Below are 24,226 nucleotides of genomic sequence, written 5' to 3'. Positions count from 1 at the left end.
GGTCATCGGAGACCCACGCTACCGAACGACCAGGCGCCACCGACGCAGGCACCACCCACCAAAGAAACCGGGACCACAGTCTGCGCCCGGCTGGGGAACTTCTGGTCCGGCTGAACGACGTGACCAACGGCCCTGCCCGAACTGTTGTCCGCACCTCACGCCTTCTCCGCGGTGCATCGTCACCGCTGGCCGGCCACGCCCGCACGACGGCCCGATCTGACTCCGTCCAGCCGACACCAGAGGCCATTTTCGGGGGGCGACTCACATATTCATCGATGAAAATAATGCCCTGACCTGCATTTCTGCTGGTCAGGGCATTATATCGAGCCGCCTGACGGAATCGAACCGTCGACCTACGCATTACGAGTGCGTCGCTCTAGCCGACTGAGCTAAGGCGGCAACGCTCAGCAAGTGTACGGCACCCGGCGGCCCCGGGCGGAGCGGGATACCCCTGCGGCGCTCCCGTCAGCACCAAACGGACAACCGCCGCCATCCGGCTAATTACCGGACAGCGCTGCACGGAGACCGGTACTACGCTGCGGCGGGTGACTGACGAACGCGACGATCACCCGGCACCAGCGGAGGAGCAACCCGCCGGGGAGCCAGCCCCCCGTCGCCCACGCTCCACCGATCCACTGGAACTGGGCTTCACCCCGCGCAAGCCGGTGCCGTGGCTGGCCCCGTTCCTGCTGATCAGCACCGGCATCCGTACGTTGCTGGCGATCCTCTTCGGCGCGTACCTCGACAAGCGTGAGCTGCAGAACGCCTTCGGCGACGGCATCTTCCGCCAGGTGGGGCCGGACGGCGGTCTCTGGCTCGACTACGTGGCCGACCTCGGCGACGGCTTCCACGCCACCTACTCCGTCGCGTACCTGCTGGCGCAGCCGGAGCTGACCGTGGACGGGCACCGGCTGCCCCGCGCGCAGACCCTGGTGATGGGCGGCGACCAGGTGTACCCGTCGGCGGCCTACGCGGAGTACGAGAACCGCTGCAAGGGCCCCTACCAGGCCGCGCTGCCGGCGACGCCGCCCGACCGTCCCACGCTGTTCGCGGTGCCGGGCAACCATGACTGGTACGACGGCCTGACCGCCTTCCTGCGGCTGTTCGTCCGCTCCCGGGACCGTAACTTCGCCGGCTGGCGTACCGGGCAGTCGCGGTCGTACTTCGCCGTGGAGTTGCCGGCCGGCTGGTGGCTGCTCGGCGTCGACGACCAGTCCGGCTCGTACCTGGACGACCCGCAGTTGGCCTACTTCGACGAGGTGGCCCGGCGGCTCACTCCGGAGTCGAAGGTGATCATCGCAACGCCGTCGCCGACGTGGGTCAAGGCCGCTGACATCCCGACGGCGTACGACTCGATCGACTACTTCGTCCGGACGATCATCGACCCGACCGGGGCGCGGGTACGGCTGCTGCTCTCCGGGGACCTGCACCACTACGCCCGCTATGCCGGCCCGGACCGGCAGTTGATCACTTGCGGCGGCGGCGGGGCGTACCTGTACCCGACGCACAAGCTGCCCGAGCGCATCGAGGTGCCACCGCGCGACACGCTGGCCCGGCGGGCCAGCCGCACCCAGCCGTACGACCTGGTGGCCCGCTATCCGGACGCGGCCCGCTCGCGCCGCTACGGCTGGGGCATCTTCGCTCGACTGCCGTTCCGCAACCCCGGCTTCACCACACTGCTCGGCACCCTGCACACCCTGCTGATGCTGGCCATGGCGGGCGCGACGGCGAACTGGGCCGACAGCAGCGACCAGCGGCTGTTCAGCGTCCCGCTGGTGTTGATGGTGCTCGTGACGGTGATCGCGGCGGTCCTGTTCGCCAAGCCGCCGAGCGCCAGCGGCAAACGGCACGCGCGACACTGGCTTCTCGGTGTCGGCCACGGTGTGGCCCATGTTGCCCTCGCCGCCGGCGGCGCCTGGGTCTGGTTGGCCCTGCCGTTCTACGACTGGCCGTGGCCGCTACCGGCGGTCGCCGCAGTGGTGCTGTACGGCCCGGTCGTCGGCCTGGTGGCGAGCCAACTGGTGGCGGCGTACCTGCTGGTGGCGGGTGCGTTCGGGGTGAACGTCAACGAACTGTTCGCCGGCCAGGGCATCGAGGACTCGAAGTCGTTCCTACGGCTGCGCATCGACCCGGACGGCACGTTGACGGTGTACGCGATCGGCATCGACCGGGTCTCCCGCGACTGGCAGGTCAACCCCGACCAGTCCCCGACGGCAAGCTGGCTGACCCCCAAAACTCCCCTAACCCCCCACCTGACGGAACCTCCCACAGTCCTCACCTGATCGCCCCAACCCGCCTCGTCGATCATGAGGTTATTGCCCCGACACGCCGACAGCGGTGGCAATAACCTCATGATCAACCGGGGCGGGGGGCGGGGGCGGGGCCGGGCGGGGGCGGGGGCGGGGGGGGAGGCAGTGGGGGCGGGAGGTTGGGTTAGGGGGTGTAGTGCTGGTCGTGGGCTTGGCGGGGGGCGCAGACGGAGGCGCGGGAGCAGGAGCAGCGGGAGCCGTCGGCGTCGAGGCGGACGGTCACCGCGTCTCTCGGGACGCTGTGGCCGACCACCCGACCGTCGCCCTCGGGCGTCGTCACCCGACTGCCGACGGCGGGCGCGGTCTCCTGGAAGCGCTGGTACAACGGGTGTTCGTACTTGAGGCAGCACATCAACCGACCGCATGCTCCCGAAATACGCAACGGGTTCAGCGGCAGGTCCTGGTCCTTGGCCATCCGGATCGTCACCGGCTCGAAGTCGGTGAGGAACGTCGCGCAGCACAGGTCCCGACCGCACGACCCGATGCCGCCCTGGACACGAGCCGAGTCGCGCGCCGAGAGCTGGCGCAGCTCGACCCGGCAGTGCAGGGTGGCGCCCAGGTCGCGGACCAGCGAACGGAAGTCCACGCGGTGCGGGGCGGTGAAGTAGACGGTGCTGCGCTCCCCGCCACCGTCGGCGGAGCCGAGCACGTGGTCGACGGCCACCACCTTCATCGGGAGGCCGTGCGCGCGGATCAGCCGCTTCGCCGCCACCTTCGCCTCGGCCTTGCGGCGGCGCAGCGCCTCGTCGCGGCGCAGGTCGTCGTCGCCGGCCAAGCCCACGAGCCGGGGGAAGCCGTCGGTCTCCTCGCTCACCCACTGAGCGGCCCAGACGCACTCGGCCACCTCGGGCCCGTCGTCGGTCGGCACGAGCACCCGGTCACCCACCTGCGGATGCAACTCGCCGGGGTCGAGGTAGTAGAGGCGCCCGTACCGGTTGAAGCTGACCGCGCAGAGCATGCCCATCCCCCCACCCTACGGCGGATCACTGCAAAGAACGCAGCGGCCGAGACCTCCACCGCCATTCATGACCGTCGACTCGACCGATTGCCGGGCCACCCCTCGTGCCGATGACCCTCGCCCGGACGGTTGAATCCGCGCTCGGGAAGGGGACAAACGCTCCCGGGCGGCGTTGAGTGGAGGCAGACCTGCGGGGGATGCAGGGGAAGACCACGGCGTCGCCGTGGGCGCCGAATCTGCTCGGGCGTCCGCGAGCGACGCCGTGGCCTGTCCGCGAGCAACGCGGCGGCCGAAGCACGAGCAACGCCACGGTCGGACCGCGAGCAACGCGGCGGCCGAAGCACGAGCAACGCTGCGGTCGGACCGCGAGCAACGCGGCGGCCGGACCGGGCTACCAGCCGACCCGGGTGGGCTGGTCGTAGCGGGGACGGTCCTGGGTCGGCGGCCGCCAGGTGGACTCGGCCAGGCTCGGCGCCCACTGGCGCAGCAGGGTCTCGGCACCGTCGTACGCGACGCAGAGCACCGCCAGCACCCGCGCGGCGATCTCGGCCGCGTCGGCGACACCCGGCCCGACCGGCGTCAGGCGGGTCGGCGGACCCGCAGCGGTGGCGGCGACCACGGCCACCGCTTCGGCCGAGCGCAGCACGTCGGCCATCGTCCGGGCGAGGGCGAGACGGCTGCCGTCCACCCAGTCGGCGAGCGCGTCCGCGTACCCGGCGGTGGATTCCATCCGGCCGACCAGGCTCTCCGGGCCTTCGTCCAGGTGGCGCAGCAGCGCGGCACGCTCCTGCCCGTACGCCGAGGCGGCCGGCCCCGACCAGAGCACGGGGTCGGTGAGCGCGGCGCCGACGTCGTCGTACCCCCGGACCAGCCGGCGCACGGCGTGCCCGGCGCTGGCGAGCGGCGCCGGGTGCAGGTCGAGGAAGCCCCGGACCGCATCACCCGGCAGCACCTGCATCCGGCGTAGCAGCGGCCAGACCCGGTGGCCCTCGGGGACGCCGGCCGCGAGCAACGCGTCCACCCGGCGAAGCAGATCGAGGCCGGGTTCGGCGAGCCGGTCCAGTGGATCCATCACGGCTCTCCGGTGATCCGACGGCGGGCCGCGCGGTCGACCTCGCCGTACCGGTCGGCGGCCTCGCGGACCGCCGAGGCGGCGGCGGCGAGCCGGCCGGCGGCGGCGCGCGCCTCGCGGGCCCGGTCGTCGGTGGCGGCGGCCCACTGGCGGTGCAGCGCGCGACCGATCTCGCCGGGGCGGCCCGGGGCGTCCGTGCCGAACGCGGCCTGGGCCGGATCGCTGGCGGTGACGGTGTGGGACAGGGTGGTGAGCGTGGCGCTCGCCTCGTCCAGTCGGGCAGCGAGCGCGCGCAGTGTGTCCATCTCAGGCCCCCGCGAGCGGTCGATAGGCGGCGAACGTCTCGTTGTGCAGCTTCTCCCGGGCCCACTCGGCGGCGTCTGCCGCCGCGGTGACGGCAGCCTGCACCGAGCTGGCCACGTCGCGCGGACTGCGGGCGTGCAGTGGCCTCAGGAACCGGACGTCGGTGATCCGCCCACCGGCGGTGACCACCACCTCGACCAACCCGTCCGGGGATCGGACGGTGACCTCGACCGTCGACACGGCTTGGTCGAACTCGGCCTGCAACGACTCGATACGGCGGTAGCGCCGCACCGCCTCCTCGATCCAGGCCTCGTCGATCTCCCCCCGCGGCATCGGCGACTCCTCCCGGATGGGCCATCACTGAGCGTGCCGTAACCGTCACCACGGCACACCGGACCGTACCGCACAGCAATCGCGCGTGTCGATGGCTGTGGACAATCGGACGGGAGCTGCGGCTCAGCCCTTCCAGAGGGCGAGCATCATCGCCTCGACCGCGATGCGCGGCTTGACGTTCGCCTCGATCGCCGCCCGGCAGGCGAGCACGGCCTCCAGCCTGCGCAGCGACCCCTCGGCGTCCCACTTCTGGGCTCCCGCGCCAGCGAGCGCGGCGGTGTCGGTGTGCACCGGGTCGACCGGGGCGCGCAGCGCCATGGTGAGCGCGTCGCGGTAGAAGCCGGCCAGGTCGACGAGCGCCCGGTCCAGCGCGTCGCGCTGGGCGCGGGTGGCCCGCGACTTCTGCCGCTTCTCCAGCTCCTTGAGCTGCCCGGCGGCGCCCCGGATCGCGCCGGCCGCGCCCCGGCCGGTGCCGCCCGCGCCGAGCGCTGTCTCCAGCGCCGCCCGTTCCGCCGTGTCGGCCTCGGCGACCGACGCCTCGGCCTCCGCCTCGGCGGCCTCGATCAGCGCGGACGCCGCGTCGAACGCCGCGCCCACGCCGGTCAGCCGGCGCGGCACGGCCAGCACCGCCTCACGCCGCTTGCGGGCCTCCGGGTCGCGGGCCAGCCGACGGGCCCGACCCACGTGCCCCTGCGCGGCCGACGCCGCCCACTGCGCCACGTCGGGCGCGATGCCGTCCCGCCGGACCAGCACCTCGGCCACCGCGGTGGCCGGCGGCTGCCGCAGGGGTACGACCCGGCAGCGCGACCGGATGGTCACCGAGATGTCGTCCGGGTGGGTGGACGGGGCGCAGAGCAGGAAGACCGTCCGCGGTGGCGGCTCCTCGATGGCCTTGAGCAGCGCGTTGCCAGCGGCCTCGGTGAGCCGGTCGGCGTCCTCGATGACCACCACCTGCCAGCGCCCGCCGGACGGGGTGCTGGCCGCGCGCAGCACCAGCGCGCGCATCTCGCCGACGCCGATGGAGAGCCCCTCCGGCACGACCATCCGGACGTCGGCGTTGGTGCCGCCCATCGTGGTGTGGCACCCGGGGCATTCGCCGCAGCCGGTGCCGTACGCGCACTGGAGGGCTGCGGCGAAGGCCCGGGCGGCGACCGAGCGGCCGGAACCGGGCGGCCCGGTGAAGATCCAGGCGTGCGTCATCCCGCTGGACGGGTCCAGCACGCCGGGCTCGGTGTCACCGGCCTCGGGAGCGGCCTCGGGAGCGGCCTCGCTGGACGGGCCGACGGCGACCAGCGCGGGCGCACGGTCGACGGCACCGGCGGCCAGCACGGCCGCCGCCGCGCCGGCGGCCCGGCGCAGTTCGGCAACGGCCTCGGCCTGGCCGACCAGGTCGGCGAAGACGTCCGGCATCAGGTCTTGTGCTCCATCGTCACCAGCTCCGCGTCGGATAACTCCGGCTGCACCGAGGTGTCTGGGCCCTGCGCGGGCCGGGGGTGCACGATGCCGCCCGGCTTGCCGAGCATCTCCTGCACGCGCCGGACCACCAGCTGAGTGATCTCGTCGGCCGGCCGGGACGCGTCGAGCACCAGGTAGCGCTTCGGGTCGGCGGCGGCGAGGTCCAGGAATGCGTAACGGACGCGCTCGTGGAAGGCGATCGACTCCGCCTCGAGCCGGTCGGTGCCCGCGTTGCGCGAGGCCACCCGGGACAGGCCGGTCTGCGGCTCGACGTCGAGCAGCACCACCAGGTCCGGCTTGAGGCCCCCGGTGGCCCAGGAGGAGAGCCAGGAGACCTCGTCGACCGGAAGCGTCCGCCCGGCGCCCTGGTACGCGAGCGACGAGTCGACGTACCGGTCACTGATCACCACACCGCCACGGACCAGCGCGGGCCGGACCACGGCGGCCACGTGGTGCGCCCGGTCGGCGGCATAGAGCAGCGCCTCGGCGCGCGGAGAGGGCGCCTCGTCGCCGGAGGTGTCCAGCACCAGCGACCGGATCCGCTGACCGACGGCCGTGGCCCCGGGCTCGCGGGTGACCAGGACGTCGCGCCCCTGGCCGCGTAGGCGCTCGGCGAGCGCGGCGAGCTGGGTGGACTTCCCGGCGCCCTCGCCGCCCTCGAACACCACGAAGAGCCCGGCGGAGACGAACGGCTCGGAGGGCATCAGTGGGCGACCCCGGATCGAGCCCCACAGGTCGGCGAGGACGGGGACGCCCTTCTTGTCGTCCATCTGGCCGAACGCGCTGATCCCGGCGAAGATGCCGGCGGCACCGGCGGCGAGCAGCAGCAGGCGGGTGGAGGAGACGGAGATGCCGAGGTCGGCGATGGTCAGTTTGCGGGAGCCGCCGACGCCGACCAGCACGCTGCTCAGCCCGATGGCCAGGATCAGTACCAGCCGGGTGCCGATCTGCACCACCGCGAAGACCCGGCCGCGTACCTCGTCGGCCACCTCGCCGCCCAGCAGCGTGGTGCCGGCCAGGAAGGCCATCCCGGCGCCGGCGCCGACCAGGACCGCGCCGACGATCGCCATGGACAGGTGGATGGCGAAGGCGAGGGTCATCACGGCGGCGCTGGCCAGCACGATGCTCATGCCGAACCACCGGCGCCGGGACATGTCCTTGACGATCATCGGACCGAGACCGATGCCGAGGGCCAGACCGGCGAACATGGCGCCGAAGAGCAGTGAGAACGCGGCGTCGCCGGCGCCGAGCGAGTTGGCGAAGAACTTGGCCGTGCCGACCACGATGCCGCCACCGGCGAACGCGCCGAAGATGCCCAGCACCAGGCCACGCACCAGCGGGGTCTTGCCGATGTACTTCCAACCCTCGGAGAACTGCCGGAACATGCTCTGCTCGGCACGCTCGACCTCACCACGTTGCGCCTCGCTGATCTCCTTGATCCCGAATGCCACCACCAGTGCGGTGGCGAGCCGGGACAGGGAGTTGATCCAGAGCGCGAGCTGGGCCGGCTCAGCCCAGGAGGGCAGGTCGCCGCCGACGGCGCCACGGACGCCCCGGTCGAGCACGGCCAGGCCGACGGCGGCGGCGATCGGGGTGAGGCCGTACGTGGTGATCAGGGTGAGCTGGTTGGCCGCCTCCAGCCGGGCCCGCGGGATGAGGTTGGGGACCGCGGCCTCCTTGGCCGGGATCCAGAGCAGGGTGATCGACTCGATCAGGAAGGTGGCGATCAGCGCCCAGCCGACCACCAGGCCGCCCGCAGCGCCGCTGAGGGCGTAGAGCGGGATGGACGCGAAGAGCACGAAGCGCAGCAGGTCACAGATGACCATCGTCCAGCGTCTGTCGAACCGGTCGGCGAAGACGCCGGCCACCGGGCCGAGCACCAGCGCGGGGAGCAGGCGGATGGCGGTGACCCCGCCGAACGCGGCGCCCTTTGCAGTGTTGCCCTGCACCTGGGAGGCGGCGAAGAGAGCGGTGGCCAGCAGACCGAGCCAGTCGCCGAAGGAGGCCGCGCCGAGCACGATCCAGAGCCGTCGGAACGGCCTGATCCGCAGAACCGAGCGGATCGCGGCGTAGCCGGACGGATCGACCTGACCGGAGCTGGACTGGTTGGCGGCGCTGCCCGACTGGTCACCCGCGCGCGACACGCCGGGCGACTCGCCGCTGTTCTGGCTTTCGATGGCCGTACCTCCACGTGCCGGCCCATCGCTGGGCACCCCGGTGGAACACTCTAGACCCGGTGGGCCGCCCCACCGGCGACATTCTCCTGCTCGCTGAGCCTAGGCCGCCGAAGGCGTCGACCGCAGCCCAGGACGTATGCGAGGGTGTTTCGCATTCATCGTCGGACAGTTAGCGTGCACACGTGGCCATCGAAAGCGACAAACTGCGCGAGCGCCTGGACCGGGCGACCGCCCATCTCGACCCCCCGTACGCCGTGGTGGATCTCACCGCCTTCGACAGCAACGCGGCGGCCCTGGCCGACCGCGCCGCCGGCAAGCCGATCCGGCTGGCCAGCAAGTCGGTGCGCAGCCGGGACCTGATCGACCGGGCACTCGCCCGAGAAGGTTGGCGGGGTGTCATGGCGTTCACCCTGCCCGAGGCGATCTGGCTGGTCCGGGCCGGCCTCAGCGACGACGTGCTGGTGGCGTACCCGAGCGCCGACCGGGCGGCGCTCGCCGAGCTGGCCGCCGACCCGACGCTCGCCGCCGCGATCACACTGATGATCGACGGCACCGGCCAGCTCGACTTCGTCGACGCCGTCCGCCCGCCCGGGGAACGCGCCGAACTGCGCCTCTGCCTGGACCTGGACGCCTCCTGGCGACCGCTGCGCGGGGTGCACGTCGGCGTCCGCCGCTCACCGGTGCACAGCGCCCGAGCGGCCGGCGCGCTCGCCGCCACCATCGCTGGCCGCGCCGGCTTCCGGCTGGTCGGGCTCATGTCGTACGAGGCGCAGATCGCCGGCCTGGGCGACGCGCCGCCGGGGCGGGCGCTGCTGGCCGGCGCGATCAGGCTGGCCCAGCGAGGCTCCTACCGCGAGCTGCTGGCCCGCCGTGGCGCGGCGGTGGCGGCGGTACGCGAGCACGCCGACCTGGAGTTCGTCAACGGCGGCGGCACCGGCAGCGTGGCGGCGACCAGCGCCGATCCCGCGGTCACCGAGGTCACTGCGGGATCGGGCCTGTACGGGCCGACGCTGTTCGACGCGTACCGCGCCTGGCGGCCCACCCCGGCGGCGTTCTTCGCCTGCGCAGTGGTCCGCCGACCGACGCCGGAGCTGGCGACGGTGCTCGGCGGGGGCTGGATCGCCTCCGGCCAGGCCGCCGACAGCCGGCTGCCCCGACCGTGGCTGCCGGCCGGCCTGAAGCTCGTCGGCACCGAGGGTGCCGGCGAGGTGCAGACGCCGCTCTCCGGCGCGGCGGCGGCCACCCTGCGCGTCGGCGACCGGGTGTGGTTCCGGCACGCCAAGGCCGGTGAGCTGTGCGAACGGGTCAACGAGCTGCACCTGGTCGAGGGGGACGCGATCGTCGCGACCGTGCCCACCTACCGGGGCGAGGGCCACGCGTTCCTCTAAAGGCGGGCCCGCCCAGCCGGCCACCGCCAGGTCAGGCGGGCTGGGCGGCCTCGGTGGCCCCGGCGGCCCCGGCGGACTGCTCGCTGTCGCATCCGTCGACCTGCCGATGCAGGTACTCCCGGATCAGCGCCTTCGCCTCGAGCAGGACCCGCTCGTCACCGTCGGACTTCCGCCGGAACGCGAGCTTGATCAACGCGTCGGCGGCCTCCACCGCGATCTCCAGGACGAAGCGCAGCTTCGGCACGTCGGTCAGCCCGAACCGCTCGGTGAGCACCCGCGCCAACTGGTCGGCGATGACGCCGTTGTTGTCGCGCTGCTCGTCGAGCAGGTGCAGGTCGACCACGTCGCCGAAGTGCAGGGTACGGAAGCCGGGAACGGTGCGGTGCATCGTGATGTACTCGTCGATCCCCGCGTCGACGCCGTCCCACCAGTGGGTCATCTCGTCGGAGGCGAAGCGCTCGTCGAGCCGCTGAAGGTAGGACTCCATCGTGCGCAGGGTCAACGCCTGCACGATCGCCCGCTTGTCCGGGAAGAACTGGTAGACCGACCCGATCGCCACTTCGGCGCGCTCCGCGAGCAGCGTCGTGGTCAGCCCCTCGTACCCCACCTCGTCGACGAGTTCGGCGCAGGCGTCCAACATGCGCTGTACCCGCGCGACACTTCGACCCTGCACCGGTACGCGGCGCAGCGGCCCGGTCGTGGCGGCTGGTGTGGACACTCAGCGCCACCCCCCTTCGACGGATGAACATATCTACACGTCACGAGTCCGTGACTACCGGTACAACGAGCGGACTGCAATTGCGGTATTTACCAGGGACAACGTTCCTGATATGAAGTCAGTTCATATTCATGAATGAGGAGCGCGCATGGTCGGCACCGCACCGCTCACCGCTCGCTGGTCCAACTGGGCAGGCAACCAGCGTGGCAGCGCCACCGCCATCCTGCGCCCCGGCTCGCCGGACGACGTCGCCGAAGCCGTCCGGGACGCCGCCGCCACCGGAGGCCGGATTCGCGTCGCCGGCAGCGGCCACTCGTTCACCGCCGTCGCCCTCGCCGACGACCGGCGGATGGAGTTGTCCGAGTTGGAGACCAACGTCAGCGTCGATGTCGCGCGCCGACAGGTCACCGTACCGGCGGGAATGACCCTGCACACGCTCAACGGGCTACTCGCCCGGCACGGTCTCGCGCTGCCCAACCTGGGCGACATCGACGCGCAGACCGTCGCCGGCGCCATCTCCACCGGCACCCACGGAACCGGCGCCGGCTACGGCTGCCTCTCCACCTTCGTCGAGGCTCTCACCCTGATCACCGGCACCGGCGAGGTGGTGCGCTGCTCCGCCGAGGACCACCCGGACGTCTTCGCCGCCGCCCGGGTCTCGCTCGGCGCGCTCGGCGTCCTGCTCGAGGTGACCCTGCGCTGCGTGGACGCCTTCGTCCTGCACGCCCACGAACGCCCCACCGCCCTGGCCGACGTGCTCGGCGACCTTCCCGCGCTGATCGGCCGGCACGACCACGTCGAGTTCTACTGGTTCCCGTACACGTCCCGGGTCCAGGTCAAGGCCAACGACCGGGTGCCCGCCGACGACCGGCCGCTGTCCCGCTGGCGCGGCTGGCTGGACGACGACTTCCTGTCCAACAGGGTCTTCGCCGGCGCCTGCCGCCTCGGCCGCGCCGTGCCCGCCCTGGCACCCGGCATCAGCGCCGTCTCCGCCCGCGCGCTCACCGAACGGCGATACACCGGACGCTCCGACCGGGTGTTCTGCACCCCGCGCCGGGTCCGCTTCGTCGAGATGGAGTACGGCCTCCCCCGCGAGGCGCTACCCGAGGCGCTCACCGCGCTGCGACGGATCGTGGACGGACTGCCGTTCAAGATCCTCTTCCCGGTCGAGGTGCGCTTCACCGCTGCCGACGACATCTGGCTGTCCCACGGCTACGGGCGGCACAACGCGTACGTCGCCGTGCACCAGTACGTCGGCATGCCGTACGAGCCGTACTTCCAGGCCTTCGAGAAGGTCGCCGCCGCACTGGGCGGTCGCCCGCATTGGGGCAAGCTGCACTACCGCGACGCGGCGTCACTCGCCGAGGCGTACCCCCGCTTCGCCGACTTCCAGTCGGTCCGCGACCGCCTGGACCCGAACCGCGTCTTCAGCAGCCCCCACCTGACCCACGTCCTCGGGGCCTGACGGCGCGCTGAAGCGCGAGGGCATCCAGATCCACGGCGGCGGCGCTCAGCCGCCCGACGCCACCACCTGGTCCGCGCCGGCACCCAGGGCCCGGACATAGCCGAGCACCCGCTGGTACGCCGCCCGGTAGTCGCCCCGCAGACCTGGCGGGGTGCCCGGGTCGGCAAGCGCTGCGGTCAGGTCAACCAGCCGGAGGGCCGGTACCAGGTCGGTCCAGGTTGGCAGTGCCTCCATCCGGGTCACCATCCAGCGCCCCGGGGCGGCCTCGGTAAAGGTCGCCCGGGCCATCACACCCTCGCGGTTGTCGTCGATCGGCTCCTCGTGCCGGGCCAGTTCGTTGCCCATGCCGAAGACCACCCACTTGTCCCCGAAGCGCTGGAACGGCTGCACCGCGTGGGCGTGATGGCCCAGGATGAGGTCCACGTCGGGCGAAGAGATCAGCTGCCGGGCCCAGGCCCGCTGGTCGGCGTCCGGCAGGTGCTGATACTCCGTACCCCAGTGCAGACTGAGCACGACGATGTCGGCGCCGGCGGCGCGCGCTTTGTGGGCGGCGGCGAGGATCTCGGGCGGATCGATCAGGTTGGCCAGCCACGGCTGGCCCGCGGGGCGGCTCAGCCCGTTGAAGTTCAGGCTGTACGCCAGGTGGGCGACGCGGACGTCGCCGACCTGGTAGATCCGGGGCCTGGCCGCTTCGGCCGCGCTGCGGGCGCTGCCGGTGTGCCCCAGCCCGGCGGCGTCGAGTGCGCGGATTGTCCGGGCCACCCCGTCGGCGCCCTGGTCGAGGGTGTGGTTGGAGGCGGTCGAGCAGCCGTCGAATCCGGTGGCGCGCAGCCCGTCGAGCACCTGCGGGGGCGCGTTGAACGACGGATAGCCGGCGAACGGGCCGGCGGAATCGGCCAGTGGCGTCTCGAGGTGGCACAGCGCCAGGTCCGCGCCGCGGATCGCGGGGGCGACCCCGGCGAATATCGGGGCGAAATCCATGCCGCCGGCACGGGCACCGTCCCGACGTGCCTGCTCGGTCACCGCTGGATGGATCAGAACGTCACCCGCGGCGACGAGCCGCACGGTCCGCCGGTTGGCGGGATCCCGGGTCGGCCCGGTGGACGACCCGGGGGCGACGGTCTGCGGGGAAGCGTGCGACGCGGTGGCGCCGGCCGGCGCGGGGCTGTCCGCGTCCATCGCCCTGATACCGACCGCGGCCACGGCGAGCAGGAGCACAGCCGCCGCAGCGCCGACGAGCACGCGGCGGCGCGGGACAGGGACTGCGAACATCCCCTCACGTTAGGCAGTCCACACCAGAACCCCGCCACTGAATTGGACATTTAACCCATTAGGGGCATTGCGGACTGGCGTCACTCCTCGACAGGGCTGACGGCGGCCTTCTTCGGGGCGGCCTTCTTCGCCGGAGCCCTCTTCGCCGCCTTGGCGGTCGTCGCCTTGGCCGTCGTCGCCTTGGCCGTCGTCGCCTTGGCCGTCGTCGTCTTCTTCGCGGCCGTGGACTTGCTGGCGGCAGCCGTCTTCTTGGTGGCCGTGGCCTTCTTCGCGGGCGCCTTCTTCGCGGGCGCCTTCTTGCGCGGCGCCGGACCCTTGGCCCGCTTGTCGGCCAGCATCTCGGAGGCTTCCTCGAGGCTCAACGCCTCCGGGGTCTGCCCGCGCCGCAGGGATGCGTTGACCTCGCCGTCGGTGACGTACGGGCCGAAACGCCCGTCCTTGATCACCAGCGGCTTCTCGGTCAGCGGGTCGACGCCCATCTCGCGCAGGGGCGGCGCGGCGGCCCGCCGGCCACGGGTCTTCGGGGCGGCCAGCAGCGTCAGCGCCTCGTCCAGGGTGACCGTGAACATCTGCTCTTCGGACTCCAGCGAGCGGAACTCCTCGCCGCGCTTCACGTACGGGCCGTAGCGACCGTTGTTGGCGAACACCTCGACGCCGTCGGGCGCGACGCCCACCAGCCGGGGCAGGCTCAGCAGCCGCAGCGCCTCCTCCAGGGAGAGCGAGTCCGGCGTCTGCGAGCGCAGCAGCGAGGACTTGCGCTCGCCGCTGGAGACGTACGGGCCGAAGCGGCCGGACTTGAGCACGATCGGCTCGCCGGTGGCCGGGTCGTCGCCGAGCTTGCGCTCGCCGCTGCCGCCGAGGAAGAGCTCGTGCACCTTCTCCGGGGTCAGCTCGTCCGGGGCGAGGCCCTCGGGGATCGGCGCCCGGTCGCCCTGGGGGCCGCTCTCCTCGCCGTCACCCGTGGCGGCCGGCGCCGGCTGCTCACCGCCGGGCAGCTCACGCTGGAGGTACGGCCCGTACCGGCCGACCCGGACGACTACCTCGCGGCCGTCCTCGTCGGTGAAGAGCGGGATCGAGTTGACGCTGCGCGCGTCGATCTCACTGAGATTCTCGGTGACCAGCTTCTTCAACCCGCCGGAGCGGGCGATGTCCTGGTCGCCGGCACCGTTGGAGCTGCCGAAGTAGAACGCCGTGAGGAAGTCGACAGCGGCGTGGTCACCGCCGGCGATCTCGTCCAGCTCGTTCTCCATGCTGGCGGTGAAGTCGTAGTCGATGAGGCGGGGATAGTGCCGTTCCATCAGCCCGATCACCGCGAAGGCCAGGAACGTGGGGATCATCGCCTGGCCGCGCTTGGTGACGTACCCCCGGTCCTGGATCGTCTGCATGATCGACGCGTAGGTCGACGGGCGGCCGATGCCCAACTCCTCGAGGGCCTTGACCAGCGACGCCTCGGTGTAGCGCGACGGCGGCTGGGTGTGGTGGCCCTGCGCGGCCAGCTCGTCGGCAGTCAGCGGCTGGTCCTTGACCAGGGTCGGCAGCCGACGCTCGGCGTCCTCGGCCTCGGCGTTCTCGTCGTCGCTGGACTCGACGTACGCGCGCAGGAAGCCCGGGTCGGTGATGGTCTTGCCGGTCGCGCCGAAGTCGGCCTCCTCCTGCGAGGTGGAGACCGCCCGGATGCGCACCGACACGCTGGAACCGACCGCGTCGGTCATCTGCGAGGCGATGGTGCGCCGCCAGATCAGCTCGTAGAGCTTGAACTCCTCGGCGGACAGCTCCTTGGCCACCTCGCCCGGGGTACGGAAGTTCTCCCCCGCCGGGCGGATCGCCTCGTGTGCCTCCTGCGCGTTCTTCACCTTGCCGGTGTAGCGGCGCGGCTCCGGCGGAACGCTGCGCTCGCCGTACAGCTCGACGATCTGCCGGCGGGCCGCCGAGATGGCGGTCTCCGACAGGTTCACCGAGTCGGTACGCATATAGGTGATGTAGCCGTTCTCGTAGAGCCGCTGCGCGGTACGCATCGTCTGCTGCGAGGACAGGCGCAGCTTGCGGGCCGCCTCCTGCTGGAGCGTCGAGGTGATGAACGGCGCGTACGGGCGGCGGCGGTAGGGCTTCTCCTCGACGCGGGTGACGGTGAACGGCCGCCCCTCAAGGCGGGCCGCGAGCCCTCGGGCGCCGCCCTCGTCGAGGTGGACGACCCCCGCGCCGGCCCGGACCCGACCGGTGGTGGGCTCGAAGTCCTTGCCCGTGGCGATCCGGTCGCCGTTCAACGCGATCAGGGTGGCGTTGAAGGCCCGGGGCCCCTCACCGGCGTTCGCCACGGCGAGGGTGGCCAGGATGTCCCAGTATTCAGCGGTGCGGAAGGCCATCCGCTGCCGCTCCCGCTCGACCACGATCCGGGTCGCCACGGACTGCACCCGGCCGGCCGAGAGCTTCGGCATGACCTTCTTCCACAGCACCGGGGAGACCTCGTAGCCGTAGAGGCGGTCGAGGATGCGTCGGGCCTCCTGGGCGTCCACCAGGTCGCGGTCGATCTCGCGGGGGTTGGCCACGGCGGCCTGGATCGCCGGCTTGGTGATCTCGTGGAAGACCATCCGCTTGACCGGCACCTTGGGCTTGAGGGTCTCGACCAGGTGCCAGGCGATCGCCTCGCCCTCGCGGTCCTCATCCGTGGCCAGGAAGATCTCGTCGACCTCCTTGGCGAGCTTCACCAGCTTGCTGATCTGCTGCCGGCGGTCGGCCGAGACGACGTAGAGGGCGTGGAAGCCGTTGTCCACGTCCACCCCGAGGCGGGCCCACGACTCGCCCTTGTACTTGGCCGGTACGTCGGCGGCGTTGCGCGGCAGGTCGCGGACGTGACCGAAGCTGGCCTCCACGACGTACCCCGGGCCGAGGTAGCCCGAGATCGTCTTGGCCTTCGCCGGTGACTCGACGATGACCAGACGGGTGGTTCCAGCTTTGCTCGGCACGTCTCTCCCCGACCTCACTCCTGCTCGTGGCCCGCCGGCGCCTACGACAGCGACCGCTCTCGACCCCGCCGTGGCACCGGCGGTCCGGATGTCCAACGTAACGCGCCGTCCGCGTTTCGGGTTTCGCGGGCGGCAATCCGCTGCGGCGCGGCGGTCGGCTTCCGCCCGCCGTGCTCGGCACTGCCGGACGGCGCCACCGTACACCGTGGGTAGGGCTCGAAGCGGGTCACTGTGACGATGGCGGACCCCCAACCGGCCCGTCCAAGCCCAGCTGTCCAACACCAGACACCCCACCCCCGCCACCCCCGCCCCACCCCTACCCGCGTCGATCATGGGGGTGTGGTGGGCGTCCACCACCACAACTTCATGATCGACGCCAACGAGCGGCGGGGCCATGGTCAGGGCCACGCGTGGTGGGGTGCCGCCGTCGGCGGTCCGCCGACCAGTTCGGCGAGCCGCGCCAGGCGGCGTCGACCGGTGATCCGGAACGCCGGGCCGCCCTCGTCGGGGCCGAGCAGCGTGCCGGCCAGGCCGGCGGCGGTGAGCGCAGCGCCGACCGCGTCCCACGACTCCTGGTCGTCCTCCGCGCCGAGCCCCAACAGGAAGCCGCTGGGCGGCTCCGGCGTCCCGGCGGCGGCGACCCACAGCCGCAGCCGTCGGCCGGTCAGGTGGAAGGCCGCCGGAGGACGCTTCGCCGGACCGTTCAGCCAGGCGACCGCGAGCGGCTTCAACAGCCGGGTGTACGACGTCCGCACGGCGTGTCGCTGGTCCTCGGTCGGCGCCCAGCTCGCGGCCAGCCCGCGCAGCGCCAGCTCGGCGACGAGCACGTGCACCCGCCAGGCGGCGTCCACCCGCACCGCGAGACGGGCGGTGCCGCCCATCCGGACGACCTCGCCGGGCCCGGCGAGCAGCCCGGCCAGATCGGCGACCACCGGTTCGGCGGCATCCGCGCCGAAGAAGACCAGTTGCCGCCCGGCGTCGTCGGCCCGGGGTTGCGGTGGGTGGTTCGACTCCGACCGGTCAGGGCCGCCGCGCCGCAGGCTGGGGCCGGTCCGCGCCGGGCCGGTGTCCGACGGATCGGCGCGCGACGGATCGGGCTCAGGTACGGGGAACAGCGCCGGCAGCGACTGCGCGGCCGGCGTGTCACCGAGCCCGTTCAGCGACACTCCGGCACCTCGTCGAAGGCCTTCTTCAGCTCCTCGGAGTTGAGCTTGCTGGTGTCCAGCGCGCTGGCGTCGTACTCCTTGTTCAGGGTGTCGACGGCGGCCCGCACGCCGTCGTAGAAGGCGATGGGCTCGCCGGTGCCCAACCCCTCGATGGTGTCCCGGGCCCGGCCGTAGGCGTTCCGCATCTTCTCCAGCGACCCACGGAAACCGGCGGAGATGGCCTCGCCGTTGTCGGTCTCCGGGATACCGGCCTGCTCGACCTTGCGACGCGCGGTCTCGCTGGCCTGTTCCGCGCCACCGAAGAGCCGCACCAGGTTCTCCTTGGCCTGCGCCGGAGTGGTCTGCGCCGTCATCTGCTGGTCGGTGCTGCTGGTCAACTTGCTGATCTCGGAGCGCCACGGGGTGAGCGCACCGCAGACCGAGGCCGCCCAGGCCCGGGGGCTGGGCCCACCACCGCAGTCGGCGAGGACGACGACGAGCGTGGCCAGGACAACCGTGAGCTTTCCGGCGGCAGACGCCCGGCACGTACGCATGCGTTGCAGCGTACGACTTTCGGCCAGGTGTGGCACCGGTCCGGACGGCCGGGGTCCCCGCCCGACGGGTGCGTCGAGCGGGGACCCCGGTGCCGCTGGTGTCAGGCGTTGACCGTCTCCGGCCGGTGGTCGGCGCTCCCCGCGCCGGTGTCGGAGTCGTCCATCGCGATGCCCTTGCGCTTGCTGAAGACCACCGAGGCCACGATGATCAGCGTCGCGACCAGCGCGATGCCCACCCGCAGGCCGACGTTGCGGTCGTCGCCGACGCTGTACGCCACCACAGCGGGCGCGATCAGCAGCGAGACCAGGTTCATCACCTTGATGAGCGGGTTGATCGCCGGGCCGGCGGTGTCCTTGAACGGGTCACCGACGGTGTCACCGATGACCGTGGCGGAGTGCGCCTCGGAGCCCTTGCCGCCGTACGCGCCGTCCTCGACGAGCTTCTTGGCGTTGTCCCAGGCACCGCCGGAGTTGGCCAGGAAGACCGCCATCAGCGTGCCCGCGCCGATCGCGCCGGCCAGGTAGGAGGCCAGCGCGCCCGGGCCGAGGCCGAAGCCGACCGCGATCGGTGCCAGGATGGCGAGCAGGCCGGGGGTCATCAGCTCGCGCTGCGCGTCCCGGGTGCAGATGTCGACGACCTTGCCGTACTCGGGGCGCTGGGTGCGGTCCATGATGCCGGGCAGCTCACGGAACTGCCGGCGAACCTCCATCACGACCGCGCCCGCCGAGCGGGACACCGCGTTGATGGCCAGCCCGGAGAAGAGGAAGACGACCGCCGCACCGATGATCAACCCGACCAGGTTGCGCGGGTTGGCCACGTTCAGCGAGTTGAGGATCTCGGTCCCGACGTCGCCCACACCGGCGTCCGCGTACGCGGTGCGCAGAGTGTCCGTGTACGAGCCGAACAGCGCGGTCGCCGCCAGCACCGCCGTGGCGATCGCGATGCCCTTGGTGATCGCCTTGGTGGTGTTGCCGACCGCGTCCAGCTCGGTGAGCGTCCTCGCGCCGTGCTCGTCGATGTCACCGGACATCTCCGCCACGCCCTGGGCGTTGTCGGAGATCGGCCCGAAGGTGTCCATGGCGACGATGACGCCGACGGTGGTGAGCAGGCCGGTGCCGGCCAGTGCCACCGCGAACAGCGACAGCGTGATCGAGCTGCCGCCGAGCAGGAACGCCCCGAAGACGCCGGCGCCGATCAGCAGCGCCGAGTAGACCGCCGACTCCAGGCCGATGCTGATGCCGGCGAGGATCACCGTGGCGGCGCCGGTCTGGGAGCTCTTGCCGATGTCCTGCACCGGCCGGCGGTTGGTCTCGGTGAAGTACCCGGTCAGCGCCTGGATCGCCGCGGCCAGCACGATGCCGATCACCACCGCGCCGATGGCCACCAGTCGCGGGTTGCGGTCGACGTCGGTGAGGCCACCCTCCAACTCGGCGAAGGTCGCCGGCAGGTACGCGTAGGCGGCGATCGCCACCAGCACCGCGGAGATCACGGCGGAGATGTAGAACGCCCGGTTGATCGCGGTGAGGCCGTTGCGGTCGGAAGCGCGCAGCCGGGTGATGAAGACGCCGACGATGGCGACCAGCACGCCGATGGTGGAGATGATCAGCGGGAAGACCAGACCGTCCTCGCCGAAGGCGGCCCGCCCGAGGATCAGCGCGGCCACCAGCGTCACCGCGTACGACTCGAACAGGTCGGCGGCCATGCCGGCGCAGTCACCGACGTTGTCGCCCACGTTGTCGGCGATGGTGGCGGCGTTGCGCGGGTCGTCCTCGGGGATGCCCTGCTCGACCTTGCCGACCAGGTCGGCGCCGACGTCGGCGGCCTTGGTGAAGATGCCGCCGCCGACCCGCATGAACATCGCCAGCAGGGCGGCGCCGAAGCCGAAGCCCTCCAGCACCGTCGGCGCGTCGCCCCGGTAGACCAGGACGACGAGCGCGGCGCCGAAGAGACCGAGGCCGACGGTGAGGAAGCCGACCACGCCGCCGGTCCGGAAGGCGATTTTCATGGCCGCCTCGCGGCCACCCTGTCGCTCCCGGGCGGCGGCGGCCACGCGCAGGTTGGCGCGGGTCGCCAGCCACATGCCGGCGCCACCGATGGACGCGCTGAACACGGCGCCCACCACGAAGAAGAGCGAGCGGCCGAGCTTCACGGCCATCTCGCTGCCGTCGGTGTCGTGCACCGGCAGCAGGAAGAGCAGCACCACGGCGACGACGACGAAGATCGCCAAGGTGCGGAACTGGCGGAGCAGGTAGGCCGAGGCGCCCTCCTGGACCGCCCCCGAGATCTCCTGCATGTTTGTGGTGCCCTTGCCGGCTGCCAGCACCGTCTTCGTCAGCGCGGCCGCGAAGACGAGCGCCACCAACGCGACGACCGCGGCGATGACGACGTACGTGACATTGCTTCCGGTAAGGGAAAGCCCGCCGCCATCGACGGCCAAGGTCTCGGACATCTGTGTCCTCCTGTTACCGAACACTCGCGTCGACGGGTGGAGACGCACCGGTCGACGCCTGGATGCGGACTCGCAAGCGCGCGCCAACCCACCCCAGCGGACCAGCGATAACCACCCATACCCGCTGGCTGCGGGTTGGATCACTTGCTGACAACCCGGGTACTGTAGCCCTCCACAGTGTTCGAGGTCACACGGAGGGGGCACCGTGTCTCGATGATCTTCGTCGCTGTGTTATGAAACGAAATCTGATATAGGGCCCGATCCATGACGACAAGGCCGCATCCCCGTGGGGACGCGGCCTTGTCAGCAGTTGTTCTGGGATCAGCGCCCGACGGGCCACACCATCCGCACCTCGGTGCCGATGCCCTCGTCGACCGGGCGCACCTGTAGGTCCTCGACGAAGCCCGCGAGCAGGGCGAACCCGACGCCTGTGGTCAGCGCCTCGTCGGTCAGCGCCTCGTCGGCCAGCTCGTCCGGCGGCAGCGCCGCCAGCCCGATACCGGCCTCGATCGGCGCCCGGTCCACGACCCGCACCGCGTAGGTGCCGCCGTCGGACATCTCCACCAACACCGGATCGGCCAGGCCGTACTGCCGGTGCAGGGCGACCGCCCGGGTGCACGCCTCACCGATGGCCAGGCGCACCTCGTCCAGCAGGTCCTCACGGACACCGGCCCGCCGGGCGACGGCCACGCCGACCAGTCGGGCGGTGCGCACGTGCACCGGCGCCGGAGAGAAGGAGAGCCGGACCGTCGCCATCACGCGTTGGCGCCGCTCGAGCCCGCACCGACCGCTGCCTCGACCGTGGCGTGCAGCGGGAACACCTGGTCCAGCGCCGTGATCCGGAAGATCTTGAGCAGCGGCTCCTTGTCACAGACCAGGGCGAACGAACCGCCGGCCGCCCGCAGCCGCTTGTGCGCGCCCACCAGCACGCCCAGCCCGGTCGAGTCGAGGAAGTCCACCCGCCCGAGGTCCACGACCACGTGCCGGGCACCGCCGTCGATCAGCTCGAGGAGACGTTCGCGGAGCCGGGGCGCGGTGTAGACGTCCACCTCACCGCCGACCTCGAGCACCGTGTGCTCGCCCACGGTGCGCGTCGCCAGCGACAGCTCCATCGGTCCTCCTCGCCAGAGCCGTAAACTCTCCTGGGCATCTAACCACTACCGCCGGGACACCCTGCGGTCACCGGCGGAGGCTTCCCCTTACCCCCGGGCCCGACTTTTCATCTCCGAACACCAGTGCGAGAGTGCAGGACGTGACTTCCGACGGCGTCAGCTCCGCGCGCGTACCTGCGCGTGTCGACCTGGAGCCGTCGGCGCGAACCGTCCCCCTGGGCTCCCCGCCCGTGGACCTGCTGCGCCGGCTGCGCGCCCGGGGCGCCGGCGACCCGGTCACCCACGTCGAGCGGGTGCCGGCCCGCGTCGGGGTGCCCGCCCCCTGGCCGGACTGGGCACAGCCGGAACTACGGGCGGCGTTCGCCCGCCGCGGCGTGGTCGCGCCCTGGCAGCACCAGGCCGAGGCGGCCACCCTGGTGTACGGGGGCGGCCACGTGATCGTCGCCACCGGCACCGCGTCCGGTAAGTCTCTGGCGTACCAACTCCCGGCGCTGGCCACCCTGCTCGCCGACCCCCGGGCGACCGTGCTCTACCTGGCGCCGACCAAGGCCCTCGCCGCCGACCAGTTGCGGGCCGTCGTGGGCCTGGAGCTGGAGGGAGTACGCCCCGCCTGCTACGACGGGGACACACCGCGCGCCGAACGGGAGTGGATCCGCCGGCACTCCCGCTTCGTGCTGACCAACCCGGACATGCTGCACCACGGCATCCTGCCCGGCCACGCCCAGTGGTCCGGTTTCCTGCGCCGCCTGGCGTACGTGGTGATCGACGAGTGTCACACCTACCGAGGCGTGTTCGGCTCGCACGTGGCGCACGTGCTGCGCAGGTTGCGGCGGCAGTGTGCCCGCTTCGGGGCCGGTCCAGTGTTCGTCCTCGCCTCGGCCACCTCAGGTGACCCTGCGACCGCCGCCGGCCGGCTCACCGGCCTGCCGGTGACCGCGGTCACCGAGGACACCTCACCGCGCGGCGGGGTGACCTTCGCACTCTGGGAGCCGCCGCTGCTCCCACCCGACTCATCAGCGCCCGCGGTGCCCACGCAGGCGGCCGGCGACCACGACGCCATGACCGACCTCGTCCAGGTCCGCCGGTCGGCGCTGCGGGAGACGGCGGACCTGCTCGCCGACACGGTCGCCGAGGGCGTACGCACACTCGCGTTCGTCCGTTCCCGCAAGGGCGCCGAGGTGGTGGCGGCCAACGCGCGCCGGGCACTCGACGACGCCGTGCCCGGGCTCGGCGACCGGGTGGCCGCCTACCGGGGCGGCTACCTGCGCGAGGAGCGGCGCGAGCTGGAACGCGCGCTGCTGCACGGCGACCTGCTGGGCCTGGCCTCCACCAACGCGCTGGAGCTGGGCGTGGACCTGGTGGGGCTGGACGCGGTGCTGATTTGCGGCTATCCGGGCACCCGGGCGTCGCTGTGGCAGCAGGCGGGCCGCGCCGGGCGCTCCGGCCAGGAAGCCCTCGCGGTGCTGGTGGCCCGCGACGACCCACTGGACACCTACCTGGTCCACCACCCGGAGGCGATCTTCGGTGCGCCCGTCGAGGCGACGGTGCTCGACCCGGCCAACCCGTACGTGCTGGCCCCGCAGCTGGCCTGCGCCGCCGCCGAGGCACCGCTCACCCCGGCCGACCTGGCGCTCTTCGGCGACGGGACGAAGGAGGCCATCGACCAGTTGGTCGAGGCCGGTGCGCTGCGGCAGCGGCCCACCGGCTGGTACTGGCGGCACCGCGAGCGCCCCGAGGTGGACCTGCGCGGCGAGGGTGGCGCCCCGGTCTGCGTGGTGGAGGCGGCCACCGGCCGGCTGCTCGGCACGGTCGACGGCAGCTCGTCCCATTTCCTGCTCCACCCCGGCGCGGTCTACCTGCACCAGGGCGTCTCGTACGTGGTCGACGACCTGGATCTCGCCGACGGCTGCGCGCTGGTGCACGTCGAGGAGCCGGACTGGTCCACCCACGCCCGGGACGTCACGGACCTGTCCGTGGTGTCGGTGCGCTCCTACGTCGACGCCGGCCCGGTCGGGATGTTCCTCGGCGAGGTGGACGTCACCAGCCAGGTGGTGTCGTACCAGCGGCGCAGGATCGCCACCGGCGAGGTGATCGACACCCGGCCACTGGACCTGCCCATCCGGGAGCTGCGCACGGTGGCGGTGTGGTTCACGCTGTCCGAGCGGTCGATGGCGTCCGCCGGGGTGCAGACGGCCGACGTGCCGGGTGCGCTGCACGCCGCCGAGCACGCCGCGATCGGCCTGCTTCCACTGATGGCGACGTGCGACCGGTGGGACATCGGCGGCCTCTCCACCGCCCTGCACCCGGACACCGAGGCACCGACGGTCTTCGTCTACGACGGGCACCCGGGCGGCGCGGGCTTCGCGGAGCGGGCCTACGGGACGGCGTCGGCATGGCTGCGGGCCACCCGGGACGCGATCGCCGAGTGCGGCTGCGAGACCGGCTGCCCGTCCTGCGTGCAGTCACCGAAGTGCGGCAACGGCAACAACCCGCTCTCCAAGCCGGACGCGATCCGGGTCCTCGACGTGGTGCTGGAGAATCTGCCCGCCTGA

General features: G+C 72.2%; 18 protein-coding genes and 1 tRNA gene. 4 read left to right on the top strand and 15 right to left on the bottom strand.

All coding sequences use genetic code 11. The features are described 5' to 3' along the window. Positions 1–325 precede the first annotated feature (325 nt). Positions 326–399, bottom strand: a tRNA-Thr gene (locus ACLQ24_RS13995). A gap of 146 nt (positions 400–545) precedes the next feature. On the opposite strand from ACLQ24_RS13995, the gene ACLQ24_RS13990 reads away from it, so the two are divergent. After that, a complete protein-coding gene (locus tag ACLQ24_RS13990; RefSeq protein ID WP_425891817.1) occupies positions 546–2,282 on the top strand; it encodes a metallophosphoesterase family protein in 1,737 nt (578 codons plus the stop codon). 151 nt (positions 2,283–2,433) lie between these two features. On the opposite strand, the gene ACLQ24_RS13985 is transcribed toward ACLQ24_RS13990, so the two are convergent. From ACLQ24_RS13985 to tmk, 6 genes are all read right to left on the bottom strand, one after another. Beyond that, entirely contained in the window at positions 2,434–3,273 is an 840-nt protein-coding gene (locus ACLQ24_RS13985) for a PSP1 domain-containing protein (protein ID WP_425891816.1), read from the bottom strand. Between the two features lie 385 nt (positions 3,274–3,658). Next, positions 3,659–4,339, bottom strand: coding sequence for a hypothetical protein (locus ACLQ24_RS13980; RefSeq protein ID WP_425891814.1), 681 nt, complete (start codon positions 4,337–4,339; stop codon positions 3,659–3,661). Beyond that, complete coding sequence (locus tag ACLQ24_RS13975) at positions 4,339–4,644, bottom strand: hypothetical protein (protein WP_425891812.1); 306 nt, start codon at positions 4,642–4,644, stop codon at positions 4,339–4,341. The genes ACLQ24_RS13980 and ACLQ24_RS13975 overlap by 1 nt, the downstream gene beginning before the upstream one ends. A 1-nt stretch (position 4,645) precedes the next feature. After that, positions 4,646–4,975, bottom strand: coding sequence for a YbaB/EbfC family nucleoid-associated protein (locus ACLQ24_RS13970; RefSeq protein ID WP_425891810.1), 330 nt, complete (start codon positions 4,973–4,975; stop codon positions 4,646–4,648). 123 nt (positions 4,976–5,098) lie between these two features. Continuing rightward, on the bottom strand, positions 5,099–6,385 hold the full coding sequence (locus ACLQ24_RS13965; protein WP_425891808.1) for a DNA polymerase III subunit delta': 1,287 nt from the start codon (positions 6,383–6,385) through the stop codon (positions 5,099–5,101). Then, positions 6,385–8,475 (bottom strand): dTMP kinase, encoded by a 2,091-nt coding sequence (gene tmk, locus ACLQ24_RS13960; protein ID WP_425891837.1) that lies wholly within the window; start codon positions 8,473–8,475, stop codon positions 6,385–6,387. The genes ACLQ24_RS13965 and tmk overlap by 1 nt, the downstream gene beginning before the upstream one ends. Before the next feature lie 314 nt (positions 8,476–8,789). Here tmk and ACLQ24_RS13955 point away from each other — a divergent pair, with 314 nt between their 5' ends. Beyond that, positions 8,790–9,995, top strand: a complete 1,206-nt coding sequence (locus ACLQ24_RS13955; protein WP_425891807.1) for an amino acid deaminase/aldolase — start codon at positions 8,790–8,792, stop codon at positions 9,993–9,995. Between the two features lie 31 nt (positions 9,996–10,026). Here ACLQ24_RS13955 and ACLQ24_RS13950 read toward each other — a convergent pair whose 3' ends face one another. Next, on the bottom strand, positions 10,027–10,635 hold the full coding sequence (locus ACLQ24_RS13950) for a TetR family transcriptional regulator (protein WP_425891836.1): 609 nt from the start codon (positions 10,633–10,635) through the stop codon (positions 10,027–10,029). Between the two features lie 226 nt (positions 10,636–10,861). On the opposite strand from ACLQ24_RS13950, the gene ACLQ24_RS13945 reads away from it, so the two are divergent. Further along, complete coding sequence (locus ACLQ24_RS13945; protein ID WP_425891806.1) at positions 10,862–12,178, top strand: D-arabinono-1,4-lactone oxidase; 1,317 nt, start codon at positions 10,862–10,864, stop codon at positions 12,176–12,178. 45 nt (positions 12,179–12,223) lie between these two features. On the opposite strand, the gene ACLQ24_RS13940 is transcribed toward ACLQ24_RS13945, so the two are convergent. The 7 genes from ACLQ24_RS13940 to ACLQ24_RS13910 all read right to left on the bottom strand — a co-directional run bounded on the left by ACLQ24_RS13940 (position 12,224) and on the right by ACLQ24_RS13910 (position 21,674). Next, on the bottom strand, positions 12,224–13,450 hold the full coding sequence (locus ACLQ24_RS13940) for a CapA family protein (protein WP_425891805.1): 1,227 nt from the start codon (positions 13,448–13,450) through the stop codon (positions 12,224–12,226). 80 nt (positions 13,451–13,530) lie between these two features. After that, a complete protein-coding gene (gene topA, locus ACLQ24_RS13935; RefSeq protein ID WP_425891804.1) occupies positions 13,531–16,413 on the bottom strand; it encodes a type I DNA topoisomerase in 2,883 nt (960 codons plus the stop codon). A 398-nt stretch (positions 16,414–16,811) separates the two neighbouring features. Then, on the bottom strand, positions 16,812–17,579 hold the full coding sequence (locus ACLQ24_RS13930; RefSeq protein WP_425891802.1) for a hypothetical protein: 768 nt from the start codon (positions 17,577–17,579) through the stop codon (positions 16,812–16,814). After that, positions 17,570–18,112, bottom strand: a complete 543-nt coding sequence (locus tag ACLQ24_RS13925; RefSeq protein ID WP_425891801.1) for a hypothetical protein — start codon at positions 18,110–18,112, stop codon at positions 17,570–17,572. The genes ACLQ24_RS13930 and ACLQ24_RS13925 overlap by 10 nt, the downstream gene beginning before the upstream one ends. 101 nt (positions 18,113–18,213) lie before the next feature. Further along, positions 18,214–20,562, bottom strand: coding sequence for a sodium-translocating pyrophosphatase (locus ACLQ24_RS13920; protein ID WP_425891800.1), 2,349 nt, complete (start codon positions 20,560–20,562; stop codon positions 18,214–18,216). Between the two features lie 321 nt (positions 20,563–20,883). Then, positions 20,884–21,321: an ATP-binding protein gene (locus tag ACLQ24_RS13915; protein WP_425891799.1), complete on the bottom strand. Its 438-nt coding sequence runs from the start codon at positions 21,319–21,321 to the stop codon at positions 20,884–20,886. Next, positions 21,318–21,674, bottom strand: a complete 357-nt coding sequence (locus tag ACLQ24_RS13910; RefSeq protein ID WP_425891797.1) for an STAS domain-containing protein — start codon at positions 21,672–21,674, stop codon at positions 21,318–21,320. Before ACLQ24_RS13910 ends, ACLQ24_RS13915 begins: the two co-directional genes overlap by 4 nt. 140 nt (positions 21,675–21,814) lie before the next feature. Here ACLQ24_RS13910 and ACLQ24_RS13905 point away from each other — a divergent pair, with 140 nt between their 5' ends. Continuing rightward, positions 21,815–24,226 carry a DEAD/DEAH box helicase gene (locus ACLQ24_RS13905; RefSeq protein WP_425891795.1) on the top strand — a complete coding sequence of 804 codons (2,412 nt, stop codon included), beginning with the start codon at positions 21,815–21,817 and terminating at the stop codon, positions 24,224–24,226.

Origin of the sequence: Micromonospora sp. DT4 (genome assembly GCF_049841675.1) — a bacterium.
Taxonomy (GTDB): domain Bacteria; phylum Actinomycetota; class Actinomycetes; order Mycobacteriales; family Micromonosporaceae; genus Micromonospora.
This window is presented reverse-complemented; position numbering and strand designations above follow the sequence as displayed.

What these genes read in the sequence shown, in the direction of transcription:
- ACLQ24_RS13985 (WP_425891816.1), bottom strand. Translation starts at nt 3,273, where the DNA reads ATGGGCATGCTCTGCGCGGTCAGCTTCAACCGGTACGGGCGCCTCTAC.
- ACLQ24_RS13980 (WP_425891814.1), bottom strand. Translation starts at nt 4,339, where the DNA reads ATGGATCCACTGGACCGGCTCGCCGAACCCGGCCTCGATCTGCTTCGC.
- ACLQ24_RS13975 (WP_425891812.1), bottom strand. Translation starts at nt 4,644, where the DNA reads ATGGACACACTGCGCGCGCTCGCTGCCCGACTGGACGAGGCGAGCGCC.
- ACLQ24_RS13970 (WP_425891810.1), bottom strand. Translation starts at nt 4,975, where the DNA reads ATGCCGCGGGGGGAGATCGACGAGGCCTGGATCGAGGAGGCGGTGCGG.
- ACLQ24_RS13965 (WP_425891808.1), bottom strand. Translation starts at nt 6,385, where the DNA reads ATGCCGGACGTCTTCGCCGACCTGGTCGGCCAGGCCGAGGCCGTTGCC.
- ACLQ24_RS13950 (WP_425891836.1), bottom strand. Translation starts at nt 10,635, where the DNA reads ATGTTGGACGCCTGCGCCGAACTCGTCGACGAGGTGGGGTACGAGGGG.
- ACLQ24_RS13945 (WP_425891806.1), top strand. Translation starts at nt 10,862, where the DNA reads ATGGTCGGCACCGCACCGCTCACCGCTCGCTGGTCCAACTGGGCAGGC.
- ACLQ24_RS13940 (WP_425891805.1), bottom strand. Translation starts at nt 13,450, where the DNA reads ATGTTCGCAGTCCCTGTCCCGCGCCGCCGCGTGCTCGTCGGCGCTGCG.
- ACLQ24_RS13925 (WP_425891801.1), bottom strand. Translation starts at nt 18,112, where the DNA reads ATGCGTACGTGCCGGGCGTCTGCCGCCGGAAAGCTCACGGTTGTCCTG.
- ACLQ24_RS13920 (WP_425891800.1), bottom strand. Translation starts at nt 20,562, where the DNA reads ATGTCCGAGACCTTGGCCGTCGATGGCGGCGGGCTTTCCCTTACCGGA.
- ACLQ24_RS13910 (WP_425891797.1), bottom strand. Translation starts at nt 21,674, where the DNA reads ATGGAGCTGTCGCTGGCGACGCGCACCGTGGGCGAGCACACGGTGCTC.